This window comes from Enterococcus sp. AZ179, assembly GCF_050498885.1.
In the GTDB taxonomy this organism is placed as follows: domain Bacteria; phylum Bacillota; class Bacilli; order Lactobacillales; family Enterococcaceae; genus Enterococcus_D; species Enterococcus_D entomosocium.
The window spans coordinates 407,781-425,664 of record NZ_JBMHEO010000001.1; the positions used below are offsets into that span (position 1 = coordinate 407,781).

At 41.4% G+C, this 17,884-nt stretch carries 20 protein-coding genes; 2 read left to right on the plus strand and 18 right to left on the minus strand.

Annotation, left to right across the window (positions count from 1 at the left end):
* Positions 1-13: 13 nt before the first annotated feature.
* Positions 14-1,318 (minus strand): PTS sugar transporter subunit IIC, encoded by a 1,305-nt coding sequence (locus IGI88_RS02030; protein WP_086299222.1) that lies wholly within the window; start codon positions 1,316-1,318, stop codon positions 14-16.
* Positions 1,319-1,488: 170 nt separating this feature from the next.
* Here IGI88_RS02030 and IGI88_RS02035 point away from each other — a divergent pair, with 170 nt between their 5' ends.
* Positions 1,489-2,190 (plus strand): GntR family transcriptional regulator, encoded by a 702-nt coding sequence (locus IGI88_RS02035; protein ID WP_034872495.1) that lies wholly within the window; start codon positions 1,489-1,491, stop codon positions 2,188-2,190.
* A 49-nt stretch (positions 2,191-2,239) separates the two neighbouring features.
* Here IGI88_RS02035 and IGI88_RS02040 read toward each other — a convergent pair whose 3' ends face one another.
* The 4 genes from IGI88_RS02040 to IGI88_RS02055 form a co-directional block, all read right to left on the minus strand.
* Entirely contained in the window at positions 2,240-3,007 is a 768-nt protein-coding gene (locus tag IGI88_RS02040) for a serine hydrolase (protein WP_086299221.1), read from the minus strand.
* A 36-nt stretch (positions 3,008-3,043) separates the two neighbouring features.
* The gene (locus IGI88_RS02045) at positions 3,044-3,955 is read right to left on the minus strand and encodes a C40 family peptidase (RefSeq protein ID WP_176285399.1); all 912 of its coding nucleotides are present in this window, start codon (positions 3,953-3,955) and stop codon (positions 3,044-3,046) included.
* A gap of 21 nt (positions 3,956-3,976) precedes the next feature.
* Entirely contained in the window at positions 3,977-5,050 is a 1,074-nt protein-coding gene (locus IGI88_RS02050) for a dipeptide epimerase (RefSeq protein ID WP_086299219.1), read from the minus strand.
* A gap of 182 nt (positions 5,051-5,232) precedes the next feature.
* A complete protein-coding gene (locus IGI88_RS02055) occupies positions 5,233-6,894 on the minus strand; it encodes a peptide ABC transporter substrate-binding protein (RefSeq protein ID WP_086299218.1) in 1,662 nt (553 codons plus the stop codon).
* A 721-nt stretch (positions 6,895-7,615) separates the two neighbouring features.
* Between IGI88_RS02055 and IGI88_RS02060 the strand changes: the two genes are divergently transcribed.
* Positions 7,616-7,951, plus strand: a complete 336-nt coding sequence (locus tag IGI88_RS02060) for an antibiotic biosynthesis monooxygenase family protein (RefSeq protein ID WP_061053883.1) — start codon at positions 7,616-7,618, stop codon at positions 7,949-7,951.
* A gap of 74 nt (positions 7,952-8,025) precedes the next feature.
* Here IGI88_RS02060 and IGI88_RS02065 read toward each other — a convergent pair whose 3' ends face one another.
* From IGI88_RS02065 to IGI88_RS02125, 13 genes are all read right to left on the minus strand, one after another.
* On the minus strand, positions 8,026-8,799 hold the full coding sequence (locus tag IGI88_RS02065) for a hypothetical protein (protein WP_429960148.1): 774 nt from the start codon (positions 8,797-8,799) through the stop codon (positions 8,026-8,028).
* 168 nt (positions 8,800-8,967) lie between these two features.
* Complete coding sequence (locus IGI88_RS02070) at positions 8,968-9,195, minus strand: hypothetical protein (protein ID WP_005237217.1); 228 nt, start codon at positions 9,193-9,195, stop codon at positions 8,968-8,970.
* A gap of 181 nt (positions 9,196-9,376) precedes the next feature.
* On the minus strand, positions 9,377-9,838 hold the full coding sequence (locus tag IGI88_RS02075; RefSeq protein ID WP_008377623.1) for a GAF domain-containing protein: 462 nt from the start codon (positions 9,836-9,838) through the stop codon (positions 9,377-9,379).
* A 166-nt stretch (positions 9,839-10,004) separates the two neighbouring features.
* On the minus strand, positions 10,005-10,655 hold the full coding sequence (locus IGI88_RS02080; protein WP_086299214.1) for an NAD(P)H-binding protein: 651 nt from the start codon (positions 10,653-10,655) through the stop codon (positions 10,005-10,007).
* A gap of 130 nt (positions 10,656-10,785) precedes the next feature.
* A complete protein-coding gene (locus IGI88_RS02085; RefSeq protein ID WP_061053880.1) occupies positions 10,786-11,217 on the minus strand; it encodes an Rrf2 family transcriptional regulator in 432 nt (143 codons plus the stop codon).
* 191 nt (positions 11,218-11,408) lie between these two features.
* Positions 11,409-11,813, minus strand: coding sequence for a VOC family protein (locus tag IGI88_RS02090; RefSeq protein ID WP_005237221.1), 405 nt, complete (start codon positions 11,811-11,813; stop codon positions 11,409-11,411).
* A 267-nt stretch (positions 11,814-12,080) separates the two neighbouring features.
* Positions 12,081-12,800 carry an AraC family transcriptional regulator gene (locus tag IGI88_RS02095; protein ID WP_176285408.1) on the minus strand — a complete coding sequence of 240 codons (720 nt, stop codon included), beginning with the start codon at positions 12,798-12,800 and terminating at the stop codon, positions 12,081-12,083.
* Positions 12,801-12,901: 101 nt separating this feature from the next.
* Positions 12,902-13,915: an alcohol dehydrogenase AdhP gene (adhP, locus tag IGI88_RS02100; protein ID WP_086299213.1), complete on the minus strand. Its 1,014-nt coding sequence runs from the start codon at positions 13,913-13,915 to the stop codon at positions 12,902-12,904.
* Between the two features lie 772 nt (positions 13,916-14,687).
* Complete coding sequence (gene rplS, locus IGI88_RS02105) at positions 14,688-15,035, minus strand: 50S ribosomal protein L19 (RefSeq protein ID WP_002357176.1); 348 nt, start codon at positions 15,033-15,035, stop codon at positions 14,688-14,690.
* Positions 15,036-15,201: 166 nt separating this feature from the next.
* On the minus strand, positions 15,202-15,948 hold the full coding sequence (gene trmD, locus IGI88_RS02110; RefSeq protein WP_005237230.1) for a tRNA (guanosine(37)-N1)-methyltransferase TrmD: 747 nt from the start codon (positions 15,946-15,948) through the stop codon (positions 15,202-15,204).
* Positions 15,938-16,462, minus strand: coding sequence for a ribosome maturation factor RimM (gene rimM / locus IGI88_RS02115; protein WP_061053876.1), 525 nt, complete (start codon positions 16,460-16,462; stop codon positions 15,938-15,940). The genes trmD and rimM overlap by 11 nt, the downstream gene beginning before the upstream one ends.
* A gap of 155 nt (positions 16,463-16,617) precedes the next feature.
* Positions 16,618-17,442, minus strand: a complete 825-nt coding sequence (locus IGI88_RS02120; protein WP_034878719.1) for a hypothetical protein — start codon at positions 17,440-17,442, stop codon at positions 16,618-16,620.
* Between the two features lie 86 nt (positions 17,443-17,528).
* The gene (locus IGI88_RS02125; RefSeq protein ID WP_005228919.1) at positions 17,529-17,786 is read right to left on the minus strand and encodes a hypothetical protein; all 258 of its coding nucleotides are present in this window, start codon (positions 17,784-17,786) and stop codon (positions 17,529-17,531) included.
* Positions 17,787-17,884: the final 98 nt, after the last annotated feature.

Sequence of the window (17,884 nt, forward strand, 5' to 3'; positions counted from 1 at the left end):
TTGCAAAACTCCTTTATGCAACTTCATTGGTCGTACGATTCATTACCAAAACAAAAGGCAGATAGATCAAAATCGCTACGATAATACAGATCACTTGCGTGATGACAGCCCCGATATCCCCAGCAGTAGCTAGATAAGCATTGACGATCGGTGGCATCGGCCATGGGACCATTACCACCGCTTTAGCGGCAAAGCCTAGGCTTGTCGCCACGTACCCAATCGTTCCTGTTACTAACGGTGTGAGGATAAAGGGAATCGCCAAAATGGGATTCAGCATGATCGGCATTCCGAAGATCACTGGCTCATTGATATTGAAAATCCCAGGTGCTAATGACAATTTAGTGATTTGGCGCATATCCTCTCGTTTACCGACGATCAAAATCGCAATCAGCAAACCAATCGTCACGCCAGAGCCGCCCATACTCATATACATATCCCAAAACGGCATCGTAATGATATTGGGTACTTCTTTTCCAGCTTCAAAGGCTTCCGTGTTGACGGCAATCGCTGCCAATAACAATGGTTCTCGAATGGGTTTGACCATCTGGTTCCCATGAATCCCGATCACCCAAAAGACTTGTGCGATAAACATCAACAACAAGATGCCTGGTAAGCCTTGAACGATTCCTTCCAGTGGGCGTTGAACCACGTTGTAGATGATATCGTAAGCATACATTCCTGTGAGCGCCTTGATAGCAAAACCAGCGGTGGCGATGATGGTCACGGTGAAAATCGTTGGAAACAATGCCGAAAAACTTGCCGAAACATTCCCTGGAACACTATCAGGCATCGTGATCTGCAGCCGTTTTTGTCTTCCTAGCCATGCATAAAGCTCGATGGAAACGATTGCAACGAACATGCCTAAAAATAGACCTTTCGTGTCCGTGTATTGCTTAGCCAGCACGTTTTCGGCAACCACCGTCGCATCTTCGTGCAAAAATTCAAAGATCATTGGATTAACAGAAAGATAAGACATCACGGCGATGATTCCTGGAAAGACCCCAGAAATCTTATTTAGTTTTGCTAGCTCAATCCCAATCAGAAACACTGCATAGATCGTTAAGAAACTCAATGTCACATAACTGACCGCAGATGAGATTGGTTTTAAACTTTCTAAAAAGCGCAGTACCTCGATTTGTGCCAATCCATTTTCAGCATCAAAAACCATTGCTGAAAATAATGTACCAAATGCCCCTGTAATGATTACTGGAATCAAAGCAGCAAAGGCATTTTTAATGACCATGATGTAGCGTAAATTGTTGATCCTGTTGGCAAATTTTCCCAAAACGTCAGCGAGTCGATCCATAAATCCTTGCATAAAACTCCCTCCTATACCCTATTCTTCAATTGATAGAAAACGATTACATTACAAATGTAATTCATTTCTTGAAGAATGTAAACGCAGGAAAAGCCTTTAAAACAGGGTATGTAAAGCTCCACGTTTACATACTTCGTTTTATCACTTATTATTATTTTGAGGTGAAGCAAATGGCGAACTACCATGACATCGCTGCCGATTTACGGAGCAAAATCAATCACGGGTTTTACGAAGAAGAGAAAAAATTGCCGAAGCAATCCGAACTGGCTGCGGATTATCAAACGAGCCGCGTGACGATTCAAAAAGCATTGAATATTTTACAAATGGAAGGCATTATTTACGGTAAAAAAGGCACGGGTACGTTTATCAGCGATTCCTATTCAACCTTCGATTACAACGCCAAGATCAATCGCGGGCTGACCAAGCGCCTTGGAGAAACAGGAAAGATCACCAGCAAGATCATTTCTTTTGCCATTCTTTTTCCCGATGAGAAAGAACAAGAAAAACTAAACATTCGCAGTGACCAGCAAATTTATGATATCGTTCGTTTGCGTCTATTTGACGATATACCCGTTGTTTTAGAATATACCATCATGCCGCTTCATGTCATTCCTGGCATTACCGAAGAAGTCTTAACCTCTTCCGTCTATAGCTACATCACGAACCAACTCCACTCCTCGATTGGAACATCTGTCCGTCGTATCAAAGCGGATCGTGCAGACACCTACGACCAGCAATACTTAGCTTGTGCTGCCACCGATCCCATTTTAGAAGTGGAACAAACGGTTTACCTCGGCGATGGGACGCCTTTTGAATTTTCCCAATCACGGCACCGCTATGATATGGGGGATTTTATTGTTGTAAATAATTAATACGCTGCGGATCGAGTGCCTCTGATTGAGGGTCGATACGCAGCGTATTTTACTTAAAATACTGCTGATAGACTGTTTGACCAATTTCTCTTAGCCAACTGATCCCTCGGCCACTACCGGCTTTATCATAGGAAAATGCCGCAATGATGATCGTCGTTTCATTGGCTTGTAAATATGCTACATCGTGTTCGATGCGGTCAAGACGACCTGTCTTATTAAAAATGCGGCAAGAAGGCTGCGCAGTTTCAGCAAAATTCCCCGCTAATCCATCTTGAAATTGCTGCTGATTTAAAGGTGAAAATCCTAGTGCAGCTTCTTCTCGTTCCACACACCTTAGTAGCAGTTTGGCAGCCACCGAGGGTGTCAAGCGGTTCTCTTTGTCTTTGATCGGTCGCATCATATACCGTTCAAATTGGATCTCCGGCTCCTGAATCCATGCCTGAAGCGTGGGCAACCCTACTAAGTCCAATAGTACATTGGTCGCAGTATTATCAGATACGGCGATCATTGCCGTGAGAAGTTCACTGATGGTCCAACCTTTCTTCTGAGGAAAAAGACGGATCACCCCAGCACCCCCTGTCAGATCAACAGGGTTCACACAAATTACCTGTTGGGGATCGATCTTTTTTTCGATGATTTGTTCAAGATAATACGCGTACAAAACAAGCTTACTAATACTCGCTGCCGAAAACGACTTTTGACCCTGATAGTCAACAAGACATTCCGTTGGCGTACCGATCCATACCCCCATTTCCAACGTTGCCTGGTAGTTTTTTAGAATAGGATCAATTGCTACACGCAAGTCATCTTTTCCCATCAAATGCCCCTTTCCTTACGATCATGAAAAGAATGTTCATGAGTATTCCTGTGATTCATTCGGCTGGTTTTGCCAATAACGCGCCACAACTGCGAGTTCTGGTTCATAATTAGAGCCAGTGATTTTGGTTTTCATGACCCGTGACCCAGGTGTTCTTGAATGAATCATTTCGTCATCCCCCAAATATAGACCGACATGATGGACTTCGCCTTTTCCTTCTTCATAAGCAAACAACAGCAGATCCCCTGGTTGTGCCTGACTGTAAGGTACGATGTTTGCTTGTTGTGCTTGCTCGATCGTATCTCGGGGGATTAAAATACCATGAAGTCGATGCAGCGAATACATGAATCCAGAACAGTCAAAGCCACTGCCGCTAATGCCTGCCCAGACATAGGGCTGGTTTATAAATTGTTCTGCCAAGGCTATTATTTTTTCTGGGAGCTTTGCCCATGTGTCCGATAGGACGTGAGCAAAAGCTTTAGCGATCGTTGCTGGTCCATTAGGCGTAGCCACTTGATAGGAATCTGCGGTTTCCCCAACAAGTGGTAAAACTGTTCCAAAAGAAACGAGTCGTGTGGTCGAGTCAAAAACAAGCACGGCTTCTTTTACAATCACACCAATCCTTCTTTTAGCTATTGCATAGTCTGGTGGCAATGGCTTCAATACCTCGTTCGGCAGATAACCAAGATACCCGAGTGGGTGTTTATTGCTTATTTGATCCAAGACGATCACATGGGACCAACCATCCGTTTGGGCGATGACTTCTACAATCGTCCCATATAATACTTCGGAGTCCACTAAGCTTTCCTGATAAAGCCGCATCGTATCTTCATCAGTCAAAAAAGTGTGCAGTGCTTCTAAAGGAAATGCTTTGATTTTTGCTAGTACTTTGTTTTCTTTGGGTTCCTTCCATAAGAAGGAAGAGCTAGCCTGAACAATTTGTTTCATCTTTGCTCCTCTCATAACTGTTTATTCGTTGATTCCTAGTCCGATGCGTTCGGTGACGCTCAAGCTTCCTGGACGCTGAAGAATCCCTTGCATTTCAGGGGAAGTCGTTTGGGTCTCCCACATAAAAGGAACATCCAGATCATAAAATTGGACATCCGCCATCCCCAAGGCAAAATGGGCGGCTGCAGCCATTCCCCCATACCCTTCAATCATCGAACCGACCATCACCGGCATTTGATGCTCTTTTGCCAATTGATAAATTTTTTGTCCCTCTTTGATCCCGCCGCTTTTCATCAATTTAATGTTCATATAATCGCAGCAGTTTTCAGCAATCAAACGTTTGGCATCCTCATAGGAAAAAAGACTTTCATCGGCCATGATTGGAATCGTCGTACGAGCAGTCACATAGCTGAGTCCAGCAAAATCATGGGCTTTTACTGGCTGTTCAACAAACTCGATCGGAATGTCTTGCCATTGGTCTAAAATCTGCACCGCTTCTTCTTTGGTCCAGCCTTGATTGGCATCAATTCGAAAGGGGATCTTTCCTGCCAAGCGTTCATTGATGCAGCGAATTTTCGCAACCTCCTCTTCGATCGCGCCTACTCCTAGTTTGATTTTCAAGGAGCGAAATCCCGCCTGGACTTTCGCTTGCGCATCCTGCAGCATCTGCTCCTGTGAACCAACACTGATCGTATAGTCGGTTGTCAGTGTATTGGCAGAACCACCTAAATAGCGGTAAAGCGGTAAGTTAGCTACTTTAGCCAGTGCATCGTGCAACGCGATATCAATCGCCGCTTTAGGGCTCGTATGATGCTGGATCAACGCATGAAGCTCATCCATTACCAGCAATTGGGCATCTACCTTTCTACCTAACAGGAAAGGGGCAAAAACAGTTTCGATATCTTTTAAAATACTTTCTTTTGTATCACCGGTGATCACTTCGGTAGGTGCTGCTTCTCCGATGCCAACGATCCCATTGTCAAAAGAAAGCAGCACTCGAATCACTTCGACGGCGTGCACTTCTCTGAGCGCCGTTTTAAACGGTGCATTCAGCTGGATCGGAATTAGCTTCGTTTCAACTGCTGTGATTTTCATTCGTGTTCCTCCCAAAAGGAAAAGCCGTTCTTATCTAGCTGGAATGAATGATTCCTCTTCACTGCTAGATAAAGAACGGCTTTATTCCTTGCTCTAGTTGCTGAACGCTTGGCGTTCCTCTTTTCTGCAGTACTGTTTGACTACGTCAGTCGGTAGATGTATGAAAGAATTGTTTTTTTTACTTATTCTTCGACAAACACATTTTTATAATCATAGGCAGCACCGACACTATGAACGATGAGGCCTTTGATCTTAGGCGACCGCAGATGTGCTTCTGCACTTTGGAAAAGCGGTATAACGCCCAAATCTTCATTTAAGATTTTTTCTGCTTCCACCATATTTTCCCAACGGGCTTCTGGGTCGTTGGCATTTTCATTGGAGGCTTGTTCGATCAATTGGTCGTATTCATCATTTAGCCATTTCCCACGATTGTAGGAACTGTCTTTTTTGAACAATTCCAAAAAGTTGATTGGATCTGCATAGTCCCCGATCCAATTGTTCATGACCATCTCAAAATCGCCGCTATTGGAACGATCCAAACGAACAGAAAAAGGAACGTTTGTGACTTCGACAGTCAATCCATCCAGTGTTTGCTGCAAGGTTCCTTGAATGTATTCCGCCATTTTTTTCGATTGGTCGGTATCTGAGGTCAGCAGTTCAAAAGACAATGTATCGATACCCAGTTCTGCCTTGGCCTTTTCCCAATACTCTTGGGCTTTTTCTTCGTCAAAGGCTAACGTGGTTGCCGCATCCTCTACAAAGTCAGCTTTTGTCTCTGGATTGAAAGCTAGGTCAGAAGGAACAAAACCGACAGCCGGTAATGAGCCGTTGCCTAAAATATTCTCAACGATTTGTTGCCGATTCATGCTATAAGAAATGGCTTGCCGCAAATTTGCATTTCGAAAAGGCGAATCTTCTGGTGCTTGATTCATTTCTAAATACTGAGTGGTTGCACTAGGCTGAACAATGTAATCAGGATGATTCACATTCTGCATCGCCAATTCACCGCTTAAAATAATGTCATCGGCTTGTCCGCTTTCGTACAAGTTATAAGCAGTCGATGAGTCTTTCACGACATCGAAATTAACTGTTTCAAGTTTGACTGAATCGGCATCCCAATAATCCGGATTTTTTTCCAATGACCACTGGATATCGGTGCCTGGGCCAGCATAATTGGTCAATAGGAATGGTCCATTGTACGCCGCGTTTTCACTTGTTAAGGCGTATTGATCACCAAATTCCTCCACGACACGTTCGTTTTGTGGGAAGAAGGTTGGAAAAGCCAGTAAAGATAAAAAGTAAGGTGTTGGTTTTTCTAACGTGATTTTCAACTCATGATCATTGACTGCTTCGATCCCTAACTCGCTTTTATCTAGCGTCCCATCTGAAATAGCGGCAGCGTTTTTAACGGGTGCCAGCATATAGGCATAATTGGAAGCAGTGGCTGGATCAACTGTTCGCTGCCAACTAAAAACATAATCAGCCGCAGTAACTGAATCGCCATTGGACCATTTTGCCTCTTCCCGCAGTGAAATGGTGTAGGTCAGCCCATCTTCACTGACTTCAGCTTCTTCACTTGCCCCGGCAATCACTGGAACATTGTTCTCATTCAAGCGATAAAGGCCTTCATAAGCATTGTTCAGAGTAATAAAGCTATAAGAGTCGGTTGCTAAAGAAATATCGGCACTGCCCATCTCCGCCGAAAGTTGCACATTGATCACTTGCTCTACAGAAGAAGCTCCCGTTGAATCCGTCTCATTTTCTTGCGTGCCATTTTGACAAGCTGCCAAAAAGAAGCTGCTAAGTACTACAAGCATTAATGCATAGTTGGTACGTTTCCCCATTCTCACTCATCCCCTTCTAACATTCAGATAATTCAAAAAATTCTGTTTGTTGTACCGAGTTTACCGCAAGTTTATACAGCCTGTCAATTTAACGCGACGAAAAAATGTAAGAGGTTACACCGAGATGTCAGTTTTCCTTATTCTTTATTCCTTAATGAAACAAAGCCTATTGTCTAGCAACTATCTTTGAAAAATCTGCCGCTCTAAGAAAGCATACAAAAAAGTTCTGATCTCCTACTGATCAGAACTTCGAATGCAATCTTATACAGAATGAAGCATAAAAACGGATAAAAAAACTTCCACTATTTTCCTAACATTTCTTTCCTAACATTTCAAAAAAAAGACGCAAATTTCGTCTTCATAGCGCTTTCTCAGAACCTTCCCACTTTTTTGCCTTTCAACTCAAGGAACAAAAGAAATCTCCTCAGAAAGCAAAAAAAACGTATCTATTTTAAAATGGGAGTGGTACACTAAACAAACGAAGAGTACTGCACGTGAGAAAAGAAAGACTTCCCCAAGTATCCATTTTCTCCAATACTCTTCGGACTCTTCAGTACGTATATTAATTATACGTACTTTTTTCATTTGTTCAAGGCTTTTGAGGGATTTAATCAAAAAATGACTATCGATAAAAAGCTTAAAAGATTCCATAGCTAATTGACAATCATTCTCAATTAGCGCTATACTAAATGAAATCACTCACAGTTAAAGGAGGAATTTCATGTATATCCGTACCGTTGCGTTTGAAGTCATTCCAGAAGGCAAAGACATCTTTCTTGCTAAAATGAAAAAAGATTCCGCCTCAATGAAAACATTTGCTGGCTGTCACTCTGCTGAAGCTTGGTTTTCAGAATCAAAAGACAGCCTCGTTTTCCAGTTGGTGTCAAAATGGACTGAGAAAAAAGCCTTTCAAGCTTGGTTAAAACGTCCCGAACATTTGCAAAAGCACCGAGAGGCGTATCGAGCAGAAAAAGAAGGAACTGCAAAACCGAAACTTGTTTTGTCCAAGACCGGTCAAGAATTTGTCTTGATCGATGAAGAGGCTACTCCTAGTTAAACTATAAGAGCGATCCACCAAAGCAGATTGATTTAGCTATGGTGGATCGCTTTCTTGTTCAGTGCCTCTCTTTTCTACTCCACCGTTCGCTCGTTCAAGGTTCTTCCTTGCTGATCTTTTAATTGCAGCCAACCATTGGTGCCCCCATAGTAAAGAAACATGCCTACCTCGTTGACACTTTTTAATACAACGTCTTCAATCGTGTGTCCCTCTTTGATCGCTGCTTGGTTTTCTTGCCGAATTTTTTCCGCTAAGCGAGCAGAAAAACCAACCGAGCCGTTTTTATTCAAAGGAATCTCTTGACTCAAAATTGCGCCTTTTTCAATTCGAACCTCGTTGCGTTTTTGCCAATAGACCCTTGCTTTACTTCCTTGATAGTCAACCATGAAGGGTTCATCTTGTAACTCTTTTGACCATTTGTGTCTCGGTTTGCCCCCTTTTTTTGCCTCTTTTGTCGTCTTTTTGCTCGTAGATCCATAGCCAAGAAAATCGATAAAACGATCAAATGGTTTTTCGCTAGCAGCAATGGTTTGCTGCAACTCTTGGGGTATGCCGATGGATGCTTTGGACCCATTGGTTAACTGATATTGTTCTTGATAATAGGCTACTAAGTAAGGAGCCATGATCTCCCAAGGTGGTGTGAGGATCATCAAGCGGTCGTATTCTAACTGGTCGTCAAAGGTTTTATCGTCTGCTACTGAGAAAATTTGGCCGTCTTTGATAAAAAATAGCACAGTATTTTCTTTGACTTGCGCTAAACTTCCCTTAACAATTTGCAGTTGGCCTGCTTCATTCGGCCATTCAAAAAGCAACTGCTGTTCCTCAACGATCGTCTTTTTTAGTTCCATCCTATTCCCTGCTTTCTGTTGTTTTCTCGCCTATTATAGCACTTCTTTTGCTAGGTGCCTGAGTCTAAGAATCAAAAAAGAGACTGCTTCTGAGAAACAGTCTTTTTTTAAGGGAATTGGTTTACATGCATGGTTTCATTTTATTTTGATTGGGTGATTACCAATGGATCAGCTAAAAAAGCATTCAACTAGCGCTGGTTGATAGATCTCATTGTATTTTGCAACTACTCGTCCGCAACGTTCTTCGATATCTTCATGATCGATCCCATCGTAGCGGATCACATTTAATACGACACACCGTTCCATTTTTCTGACCACTTCACCGATCACGCGGCTTTGTAAGCCGACTGGTTTACATTCATATGCTTTACCTAATACAATAGTTTCTGCTTCCATAATTCTCTCCTTAAAAACTCATTTTTCTAATTGTATTATCATATTATCATCTAATTTTAATTAAATAAAGTAATATGCCCGACATTTTTAAATAATAACTAAAAAAAGCGTTCATTATTCAATGAACGCCCCACTTAAAAACATTATGTTGTTTTATAGTTAAAATTAAAAAACAAGTACTTTATTGACGGCTTGCTACCAATAAAGCAGCAAATTCTTCCAGATATTTCTGATCGATCGCATCATAGCTGTTCGTTTTTCCACTATCGATATCCAGCACTCCAAGCAACTGATCATCAACCACCATGGGAACTACGATTTCAGACATCGCTGCTGAGTCACAAGAAATATAATTTTCATGTTCTTTGACATTGGGTACGATCAATGTGGTTTTTTTCTCTGCTGATTCCCCACAAACCCCTTTGCCTAATGTGATTCTGGTGCAAGAGACTCTTCCTTGGAATGGACCTAAAATCAGTTCGCCTTCTTCAAACAAATAATAGCCGGCAAACACTGTATCTTCCAATGTTTCATTCAGTAAAGCAGAAGAGTTGGCTAGGTTGGCGATCCAATTACTCTCCGCTTCTAGCAACCCTTTTAATTGCAGAAGCATCAATTCATACGCTTCGATTTTTTTATTCATTTTATCACCTCTGTCCTTGATTATAAGCAAAGACAGAGGATTTGTCTTGTCTAAATTATTGGGTATTGGAAACAAAAATTGTGAAAAAAGAAGTTGCCTGAAACAGTCTACTTGCCAACCTATGCAGCTATCGATTCTGATCGATTGGGTCAATCATTTGTTGAACCTACTCTGCATCAATCACAGTAAAACGAGTATTTTCATGTTGCACTGTTTCAATTTCATCAAGAATTGCTTTGGCTAACGTACCGCTGGAAGTTACTGATTTCTTTTGGTCGTTGAAAAGCAAGTGATCTTTGCCTAAAATCGCTGGTTTAGCTGGTCCCTCTTGAAATAGATTTCCTGGAGAAATCCCGACCCAATGAACATTTTTGACGGTTTCTAAAAAGAGATATTCATCTAACTGATTTTCTGGGATCGCGATCCAGCTTTCACTTCCTGGGGCTTTTTTCAATTCGGTAAGATTGCGTTCACCCGCTTCATTGAACAAGCTGCCAGCTCCTAAAATGAAGAACAAGCGCGTGGTCTTTTCTCGAAACAAATGTACCAATTTTGCTGCCAGATCCACATGCAAGTACGCTTGGTCAGGACTTGTCGCAAACGCATCGACCAACACATCAAATCCGTCGAGGTCTTCTTCTGTTAACGAAAAAGCATCTTTTGTAAGTGTTTTGACTGTATCACCAAATTGTTCTTTGGCTTTAACTTCATTTCTAACAATAGCAGTCACTTCATGTCCTCGCTGTACTGCTTCTTGATAAATAGCTGAACCTGCATTTCCTGTTGCGCCAATAACACCGATTTTCATGATAATCATCCTTCCTCATCTTTTGTTTGACTAAAATAGTTGTTACTAATCAAGTTACAACTAGAGTATAAAAGAAACTTTCTTTCCTGTCAAGAAATTGCTTAGCAGGTGAAAGTTCTTTTTACTGTGTTGTGTCCGTTCAATCTACTTGATCGGCCTCTCCTTGAATGCCTTCAATGATTGATTGCAGCGAGATGGCGCTCATCTCTTGCTCGATTTTCTTTTGCAGCACATCATAGGTTTCTTCTAATACCCCTTGGATATTCCCCCCAATTAAGCAGTTGGGGTTGGTTTTTTTGTCTGCATGTAAAAGATGGTGATCTTTTTCAACACTCGCATAAATGTCTAACAAAGAAATCTCATTTGGTTCCTTCGTTAGTTTAGGGTTTGGTTTTCCTCTTTGGCTTTCGATCAATCCAGCAACCCGTAAATCACTCATAATCCGGCGAACATAAGCAGGATTCGTTTCAACGCTCTGGGCGATCCGATCACTTGATAAATCAGTTCCTTTAAAGAGGTGGATGTAAGCGAGGATGTGAATGGCGTCGCTGTATTTGGTTGAATATTTCACTTCGTCTCCACTCCTTTTTCTTGTATCATACCTCTTTTTTAGCATTTAGACAAAGGGGACTGATCAATCTTACAAAACTCAAGAATCCCGTCAAAAAAAACAGCCCTCAAAAAGTTAGCACAAAAGCCTAACTTCTTGAAGGAACTGCATACTGAACCACTTTTTTACTTTTTATTTAAACGATCACTTTGCTAATAGCCATTCATCCATGCTGATTCAAGCTGATTGCCGTCGGGATCAACGATTTCATAGCCGACCATCATATCCTCTGGAATCCCCATATCAACTTGGAACGATTGGCCACCATTTGCTTCTGCAATCTTTGCAAAATTCTTCGCTTCTTCTGGCGTATCAAAGCTAAACGCGATCAATGCACTACTCGTGTTCTTCGTATCCCCAATACGTCTGCCATTCAGAAACTGTTGATAAAACTCATGTTCTAACAACATTATCCAAATCGATTCACTCCAAACCATTCCGCTGCTAGTCTCGTTTGAGAACTCTTCATTTTTGACAAATCCCAACGCTTCATAAAAGGAGGTTGCACGTTTGATATCAGTGACAGGCAAATTTATAAACACCATTTTATTCGCCATTTTCTTGCCTCTTTTCTTTGATAAGTTGTATTGATGAATCCGCTCTCATTATAGCATCTATCGTTGGATTCACAAAAACATCAGACCTTATCCTACGCCGTTGGTTTCTATCAGCTCATTCAAAACTCGTTTTTCCAAGCAAAAAAACCTTTGCATGAAAGGCCTTTTGCTTTTATCACCTATGGAAAAGTAACCAGATACGCATCGCATAGAAGCCATTTTTTCGCTAATCAATACAACTGCAAGCTGATCTGTTTTTTTCAATACTTAAAGCTCAAGTCTTGAATCGATCACGGTAGCTTTCCCACGATAAATTTTTCGATACTCTTTTGGCGTATAAGTAGTTGCTTTTTTAAATTTCTTACTAAAATAATTTGGATCATTGAATCCTGCTCTGACAGAGATTTCACTGATTGATCGATCACTCGTTGATAGTTCTTTTTTGGCAACTTCAATACGATAAATCATCAAGTACAATGAAAAGGTCATTCCTAATGTATTCTTGATCAAACGACTGGTGTGATACCGGCTTAAATGCAGGTGATCTGCTAAAGTATCTAACGTAATATGTTCTCTATAATTTTCATGAATATAGCGCAATATCTTATGTCTTAAAGAAAGCGAAGGAGAAGCCTCATTATTTTTCTCGATGTGTAGCAAGGAAATCTGATTGATGGATTGAATTCCCCGATCCAATGCATAAACAAAATCATTTGTGATCGGTTCGACCAAGTAATCAATCAAGCCGTAACGCAACGCTTTTTGAGCGGTAGCAAAACTTTCTACAGCAGAATACAAAATTGCTTTTGCATTAGGGCAAAATGAAAGCAATACTTTATATAATTCAAAAGAGTCCTCTTCGCCATCCGCATTAATCACTGCAATTTCAACCGGCTGCTCAAGACAGGTACGCTGAAGCGCTTTTTTTGAACAAACCGTCGGAAGCAAGATGACATTTGGAAAATGACGATCGATCAAACGAATCATATCGTTAACTGCTCCATGCTCTTTGCTATCAATGATCAATAAGTTACACACGAAATCTTCTCCTTCGTTTAAAATTCACCCGTTGGTTTTTCTATTTCTATTTATTTCTCTTGAAAATCAATGACCATTCGCCCTTTGATTTTTCCTGAAAGCATTTCATCAAAAATATCATTGATCTCTTCTAACTGACGCATGACAACTTTTGGAACGACTTTTCCTTCGGCTGCGAATTGGAAAGCTTCTGCTAAATCAGTCCGTGTTCCAACAAGGGAACCGACGATTTTAATACCGTCCAATACAAGTCGAGGAATGTTCAAGTCCATGCTTTCTGGTGGAAGACCAACCGCTACAATCGTACCACCCGCACGAACGGCATCGACAGCAGAATTGAAGGCTGCTTTTGAAACAGCTGTTACTACAGCTGCATGTGCGCCGCCGGTTGCTTCTTGAATGATTTTTGCCGCATCTTCTTTCGCAGGATTGATCACAAGGTCAGCGCCATGATCTTTTGCAAAGTCCAATTGTTTCTCGTTGATATCAATCCCAATCACTTTTGCATTAAAGACATTTTTTGCATATTGCAAGGCTAGGTTTCCTAATCCTCCTAAACCATAGATCGCGATCCATTGACCTGGTTTAATGTCAGAAACTTTTACCGCTTTATATGTGGTTACACCTGCACAAGTAATGCTGCTGGCTTCAGCAGAACCTAAGCCCTCTGGTACCTTCACTGCATAGTCAGCTACAACGATACACTCTTCAGCCATACCGCCATCTACAGAATATCCGGCGTTTCTAACGGAACGGCATAATGATTCATTCCCGTTCACACAGTATTCGCATGATCCACAGCTTTCATATAACCAAGCGACACTTGCACGGTCACCGATTGCTAGAGAAGTAACATCATCACCGATCGCGACCACTTTACCGATTCCCTCGTGACCGAGTACGATTCCAGATGCATCTCCGAAGTCACCATCTTTTACATGCAAGTCCGTATGGCAGACACCACAACACTCCATTTTCAATAATGCTTCATTCGGACGAAGCGCTCTCAATTCTTTTTCCTCAATTTTTACAACCTTATCGTTTGATACTACAGCTGCTTTCATAAAGACACCTCTTTCAATTCATTTAAATAAAGAACTTCCTTTTATTTGTGAAGTAATTAACTAACACGAAGAGGTCAGCAATAGCTAGATAAAAGAAAGTTCCCTATCGAGAAGGTTACCATAGAAACCATCAAAAAAAGGGGAATATATTGCTTTTTTTCTGTAATCATTTATGAGAAAAAAATAATGAAATAATTCAATTTTTTTTCTTATATTTCAAATTCAATAAACTACAAGGACTAAAAAAGCAAAAAAAACCATCATATAAATAACAAAAGTTTTAATAAAACCTATCAAGAGGAAATTACATAAACATGTAATCTTGGTCTTCCCCATTATTCTCTAATCCTTTTTTATCAATTCGGTGATTTACGATTTATTTTCTTTCAGGCACTGAATATCATATTGGTATTTAACGTGATGTCCCTCATCAGTGTTTTTCTAACAATTTTCACTCCCTTTTTTCCTTCTCTGCACATAAAAGCAAATAATGCTGAAAGGTGATCGATCAAACAATCTTCAACCTGCAATCTGTCACTATCGGATAGCCGATAAATGTCCACAAAAAGTTTCAGTCGATGGCATTGTGTTTCACTCAGACGACTGTTCCCATCAAAATACAAGGGTACCCAGTGGTATGCAGCAATGATCCCCTCCTGTTCTTATAGTCGTTTCATGATTTTATCACAACGAATAGAAAGTTTTTGTCACCTCAGACAAAAGAAAAAAGCCCTTGAAATCAAGGGCTTTTGCTTCATCTGATAATAAATGATTAACGACGAATTTCTTTGATACGAGCTGCTTTTCCGTGTAATGCACGTAAGTAGTACAATTTTGCACGACGTACTTTACCGTAACGAACAACTTCGATTTGTGCAACACGTGGTGTGTGCAATGGGAAGGTACGTTCAACACCTACACCGTTTGATACTTTACGAACTGTATAAGTTTCGCTGATACCAGCACCGCGGCGTTTGATGACAACACCTTCAAATAACTGGATACGTTCGCGAGTTCCTTCGACAACTTTCGCGTGAACGCGAACAGTGTCCCCAGGACGGAAAGCTGGGATGTCAGTACGTAATTGTTCTTGAGTTAGTTCTTGAATCAATGGATTCATGTTTATCATTCTCCTTATTCCCAAACATTCTTAAAGCATGAAAGCTCCAGCGGAACATCGTAATAGTTGAGTTTACACTCACTGAAACATCTTACCACAGTCGACCACAGGCTGTAAAGAGAATTTTCTTGTCATCGCGCAGAATATCAAAAAAACTGGCACTATTTTAGTTGCCAGCTTTCGCTTCTTCTTCAATTTCTTTTAAAAGCTTCTGCATTTCTTCCGTCAACGGATAATTTTCTAGCATATCAGGTCGGCGCTGAAAGGTGCGGCGCAATGATTCTTTTAATTGCCACTGCTCGATCAATTTATGATTGCCATTCATCAAAACTTCTGGTACTTTCATGCCTTTAAACTCTGCTGGGCGTGTATATTGCGGATGTTCTAATAAACCAGTGGAATGAGAATCGGTTTGTGCGGAGGTTTGATTGCCTAAAACTTCTGGTAATAGTCTGACCGTCGCATCGATCATGACCATTGCACCCAATTCGCCGCCAGTCAAGACGTAATCTCCCAGTGACACTTCATCAGTGACCAATGAACGGATTCGTTCATCGTATCCTTCATAATGACCACAAATGAAGACGAGGTGCTCTTCGGTAGAAAATTCTTCTGCCATCTTTTGATCAAAAGGTTTCCCCGCTGGGTCTAAAAGGATCACGCGTTTCTTCGTTTCTGGTGCTGCTTCTTCGATCGCTTTGATATTGTCATAGACAGGTTGGACTTTTAATAACATTCCTGCTCCGCCGCCATAAGGATAGTCGTCCACTGTTTGATGTTTGTTGTCGGAATAGTCACGGAAATTTGAGACGTTGATTTCTAACAGTCCCTTTTCCCTTGCTTTGCCAATGATCGATTCTCCTAGAGGACCTTCGAACATTCGCGGAAATAGTGTCAATACATCAATTCTCATCGTCTAACAACCCCTCTGGGATTTCCACAATGACCTGACCATTTTCAAGATCGATCGTGTGGACAACCGACTCGATATAAGGAATCAAGGCATCCTTCTTCCCTTTTCGTTGAACGACCCAAACGTCATTGGCACCTGGTGAAAGGATCTCTTTGACTTTACCAATGATTGTGCCATCTTCTTCGACGACTTCCAGACCAATAATTTCATGGTAGTAAAACTCATTTTCTGCTAAATCCACCAAATCATCCTTGGTAACTTTTAAAATGCCGTTACGAAACGGTTCAACATCGTTAATATTGGGATAGCCCTCAAACGTCACTAAATCAAAGTTTTTGTGTTTGCGATGACCTGAAACAATCAATGTTATTGGCTCTTTATTTTCACGAAAAAGTGTCAATTCGGCCCCTTTACGGTAGCGTTCTTCTGGAAAATCCGTTTGTGATATCACACGTACTTCTCCACGGATTCCATGTGTATTGACGATTTTTCCTACGTTTAAATATTCTGTCACGTTCGTTCCCCATTTCTTCTAACTTCTGTTCTATTTTAGCATAGCAAAGTAGCGAATTCTAGCCGTTTCCTAGCGCCCCATGTTTTCCTCAAAATCATCGCGCGAAAAATGCCCCTTCGACGCTTGATCAAAGGGGCATTGTCCTAATATGAACCTTATTGATTCATAGAAACGGCCATTTTCAATGCTGAACGTGCATCTTGATGTTGCACCGTTCGAAGGGTCTTTTCTTGTTGCCAAACCACTGTAGTTGCTGTATGGTCATTTTTTCCCATATCGATAGTGATTTGACCGACCTCAGGCGCTGGGAGCATAGCTTCTTCCAGATACGCTACCACTTCTTTGGCAACCGGAACTGGATCTTGTTCCTCTTGATTGACTGCTCGAACAGTCAATGACCAATTTCCTTCTTGCCAGCTCAAATAACTGGAACCAGCAGCTCCTTGCATATGCCCAGTAATGCCATATCCGAGATCAACGGCTTGTCCGCCATCATCAGCTGTTACATTGACCGCTGCAGCAGCTTCATCCGCTGATTGATAGTCTTTTGATTGAAAAGCAGCAATCGGTGTTTCCTCGTTCAAAGCCTTGTCATTGAGAGGCAGCTGCTTATCAAGTCCATAATAAAGAATCGAAGCATCGGACTGACTGCCAGCTGTGGCCGCATTCAACACTTTACCTGAAGCAAGTGGAATGTCCTTGGGCAAGACAAGATCAGGGAATGCCGCTTGTATTTGAGCGTAGATATCTGCAGTACTATTCGTGTTTGAAGAATCCCTAGAAGCCGCCTGACTAGAAGACGTACTTGATTGACTTGTTTCTGATTGACTACTTGCTTGCGTTTGGGTACTTTCCACCATACTCGTCGCTGTTGTTTCGGCACTACTGGCTTGACTGGTTTCTGGTTCCTGTTGATTATTGCAGCCAGCTAAGGCGCCCATCGTCAGCAGCGTAACGAATAATCCTAGTTCTTTTTTCATGATGTTCCCCTCCTTATACAAAGAATACCCCTCAATAAAAAAAATGACAAACAAGTCAGATTGTCTGTCATTTTTTTGTTGATTTTTTAAAGATTTGTCACCCAATTTTGCAGTGATTGAAAGCCATCCTTGATCCATTGCCAAACTTGATTGGCGATCGTCGATAGGTCGCCCCAACGAAAGTTTTGTGTCCATTGGTTCAATTGCGTCATGATCTCCTCACGATAGACCCAAATTAAAAAGAGCAACAACAAGATCCCTAGCGTTCGCCAAAGAAAAGAACCAATTTTATAAATAAAGACGAGGATCAAAAGAACGACGATCCATGCGATTAGTTGAGACATACAAGCACCTCCTCCTTTTGATTATCTCAAAACCACCTTTTTTTGTCCTCCATCTTAAGCATGAATTTTACAAAAAAAGCATTCCTCAAAGAGAAATG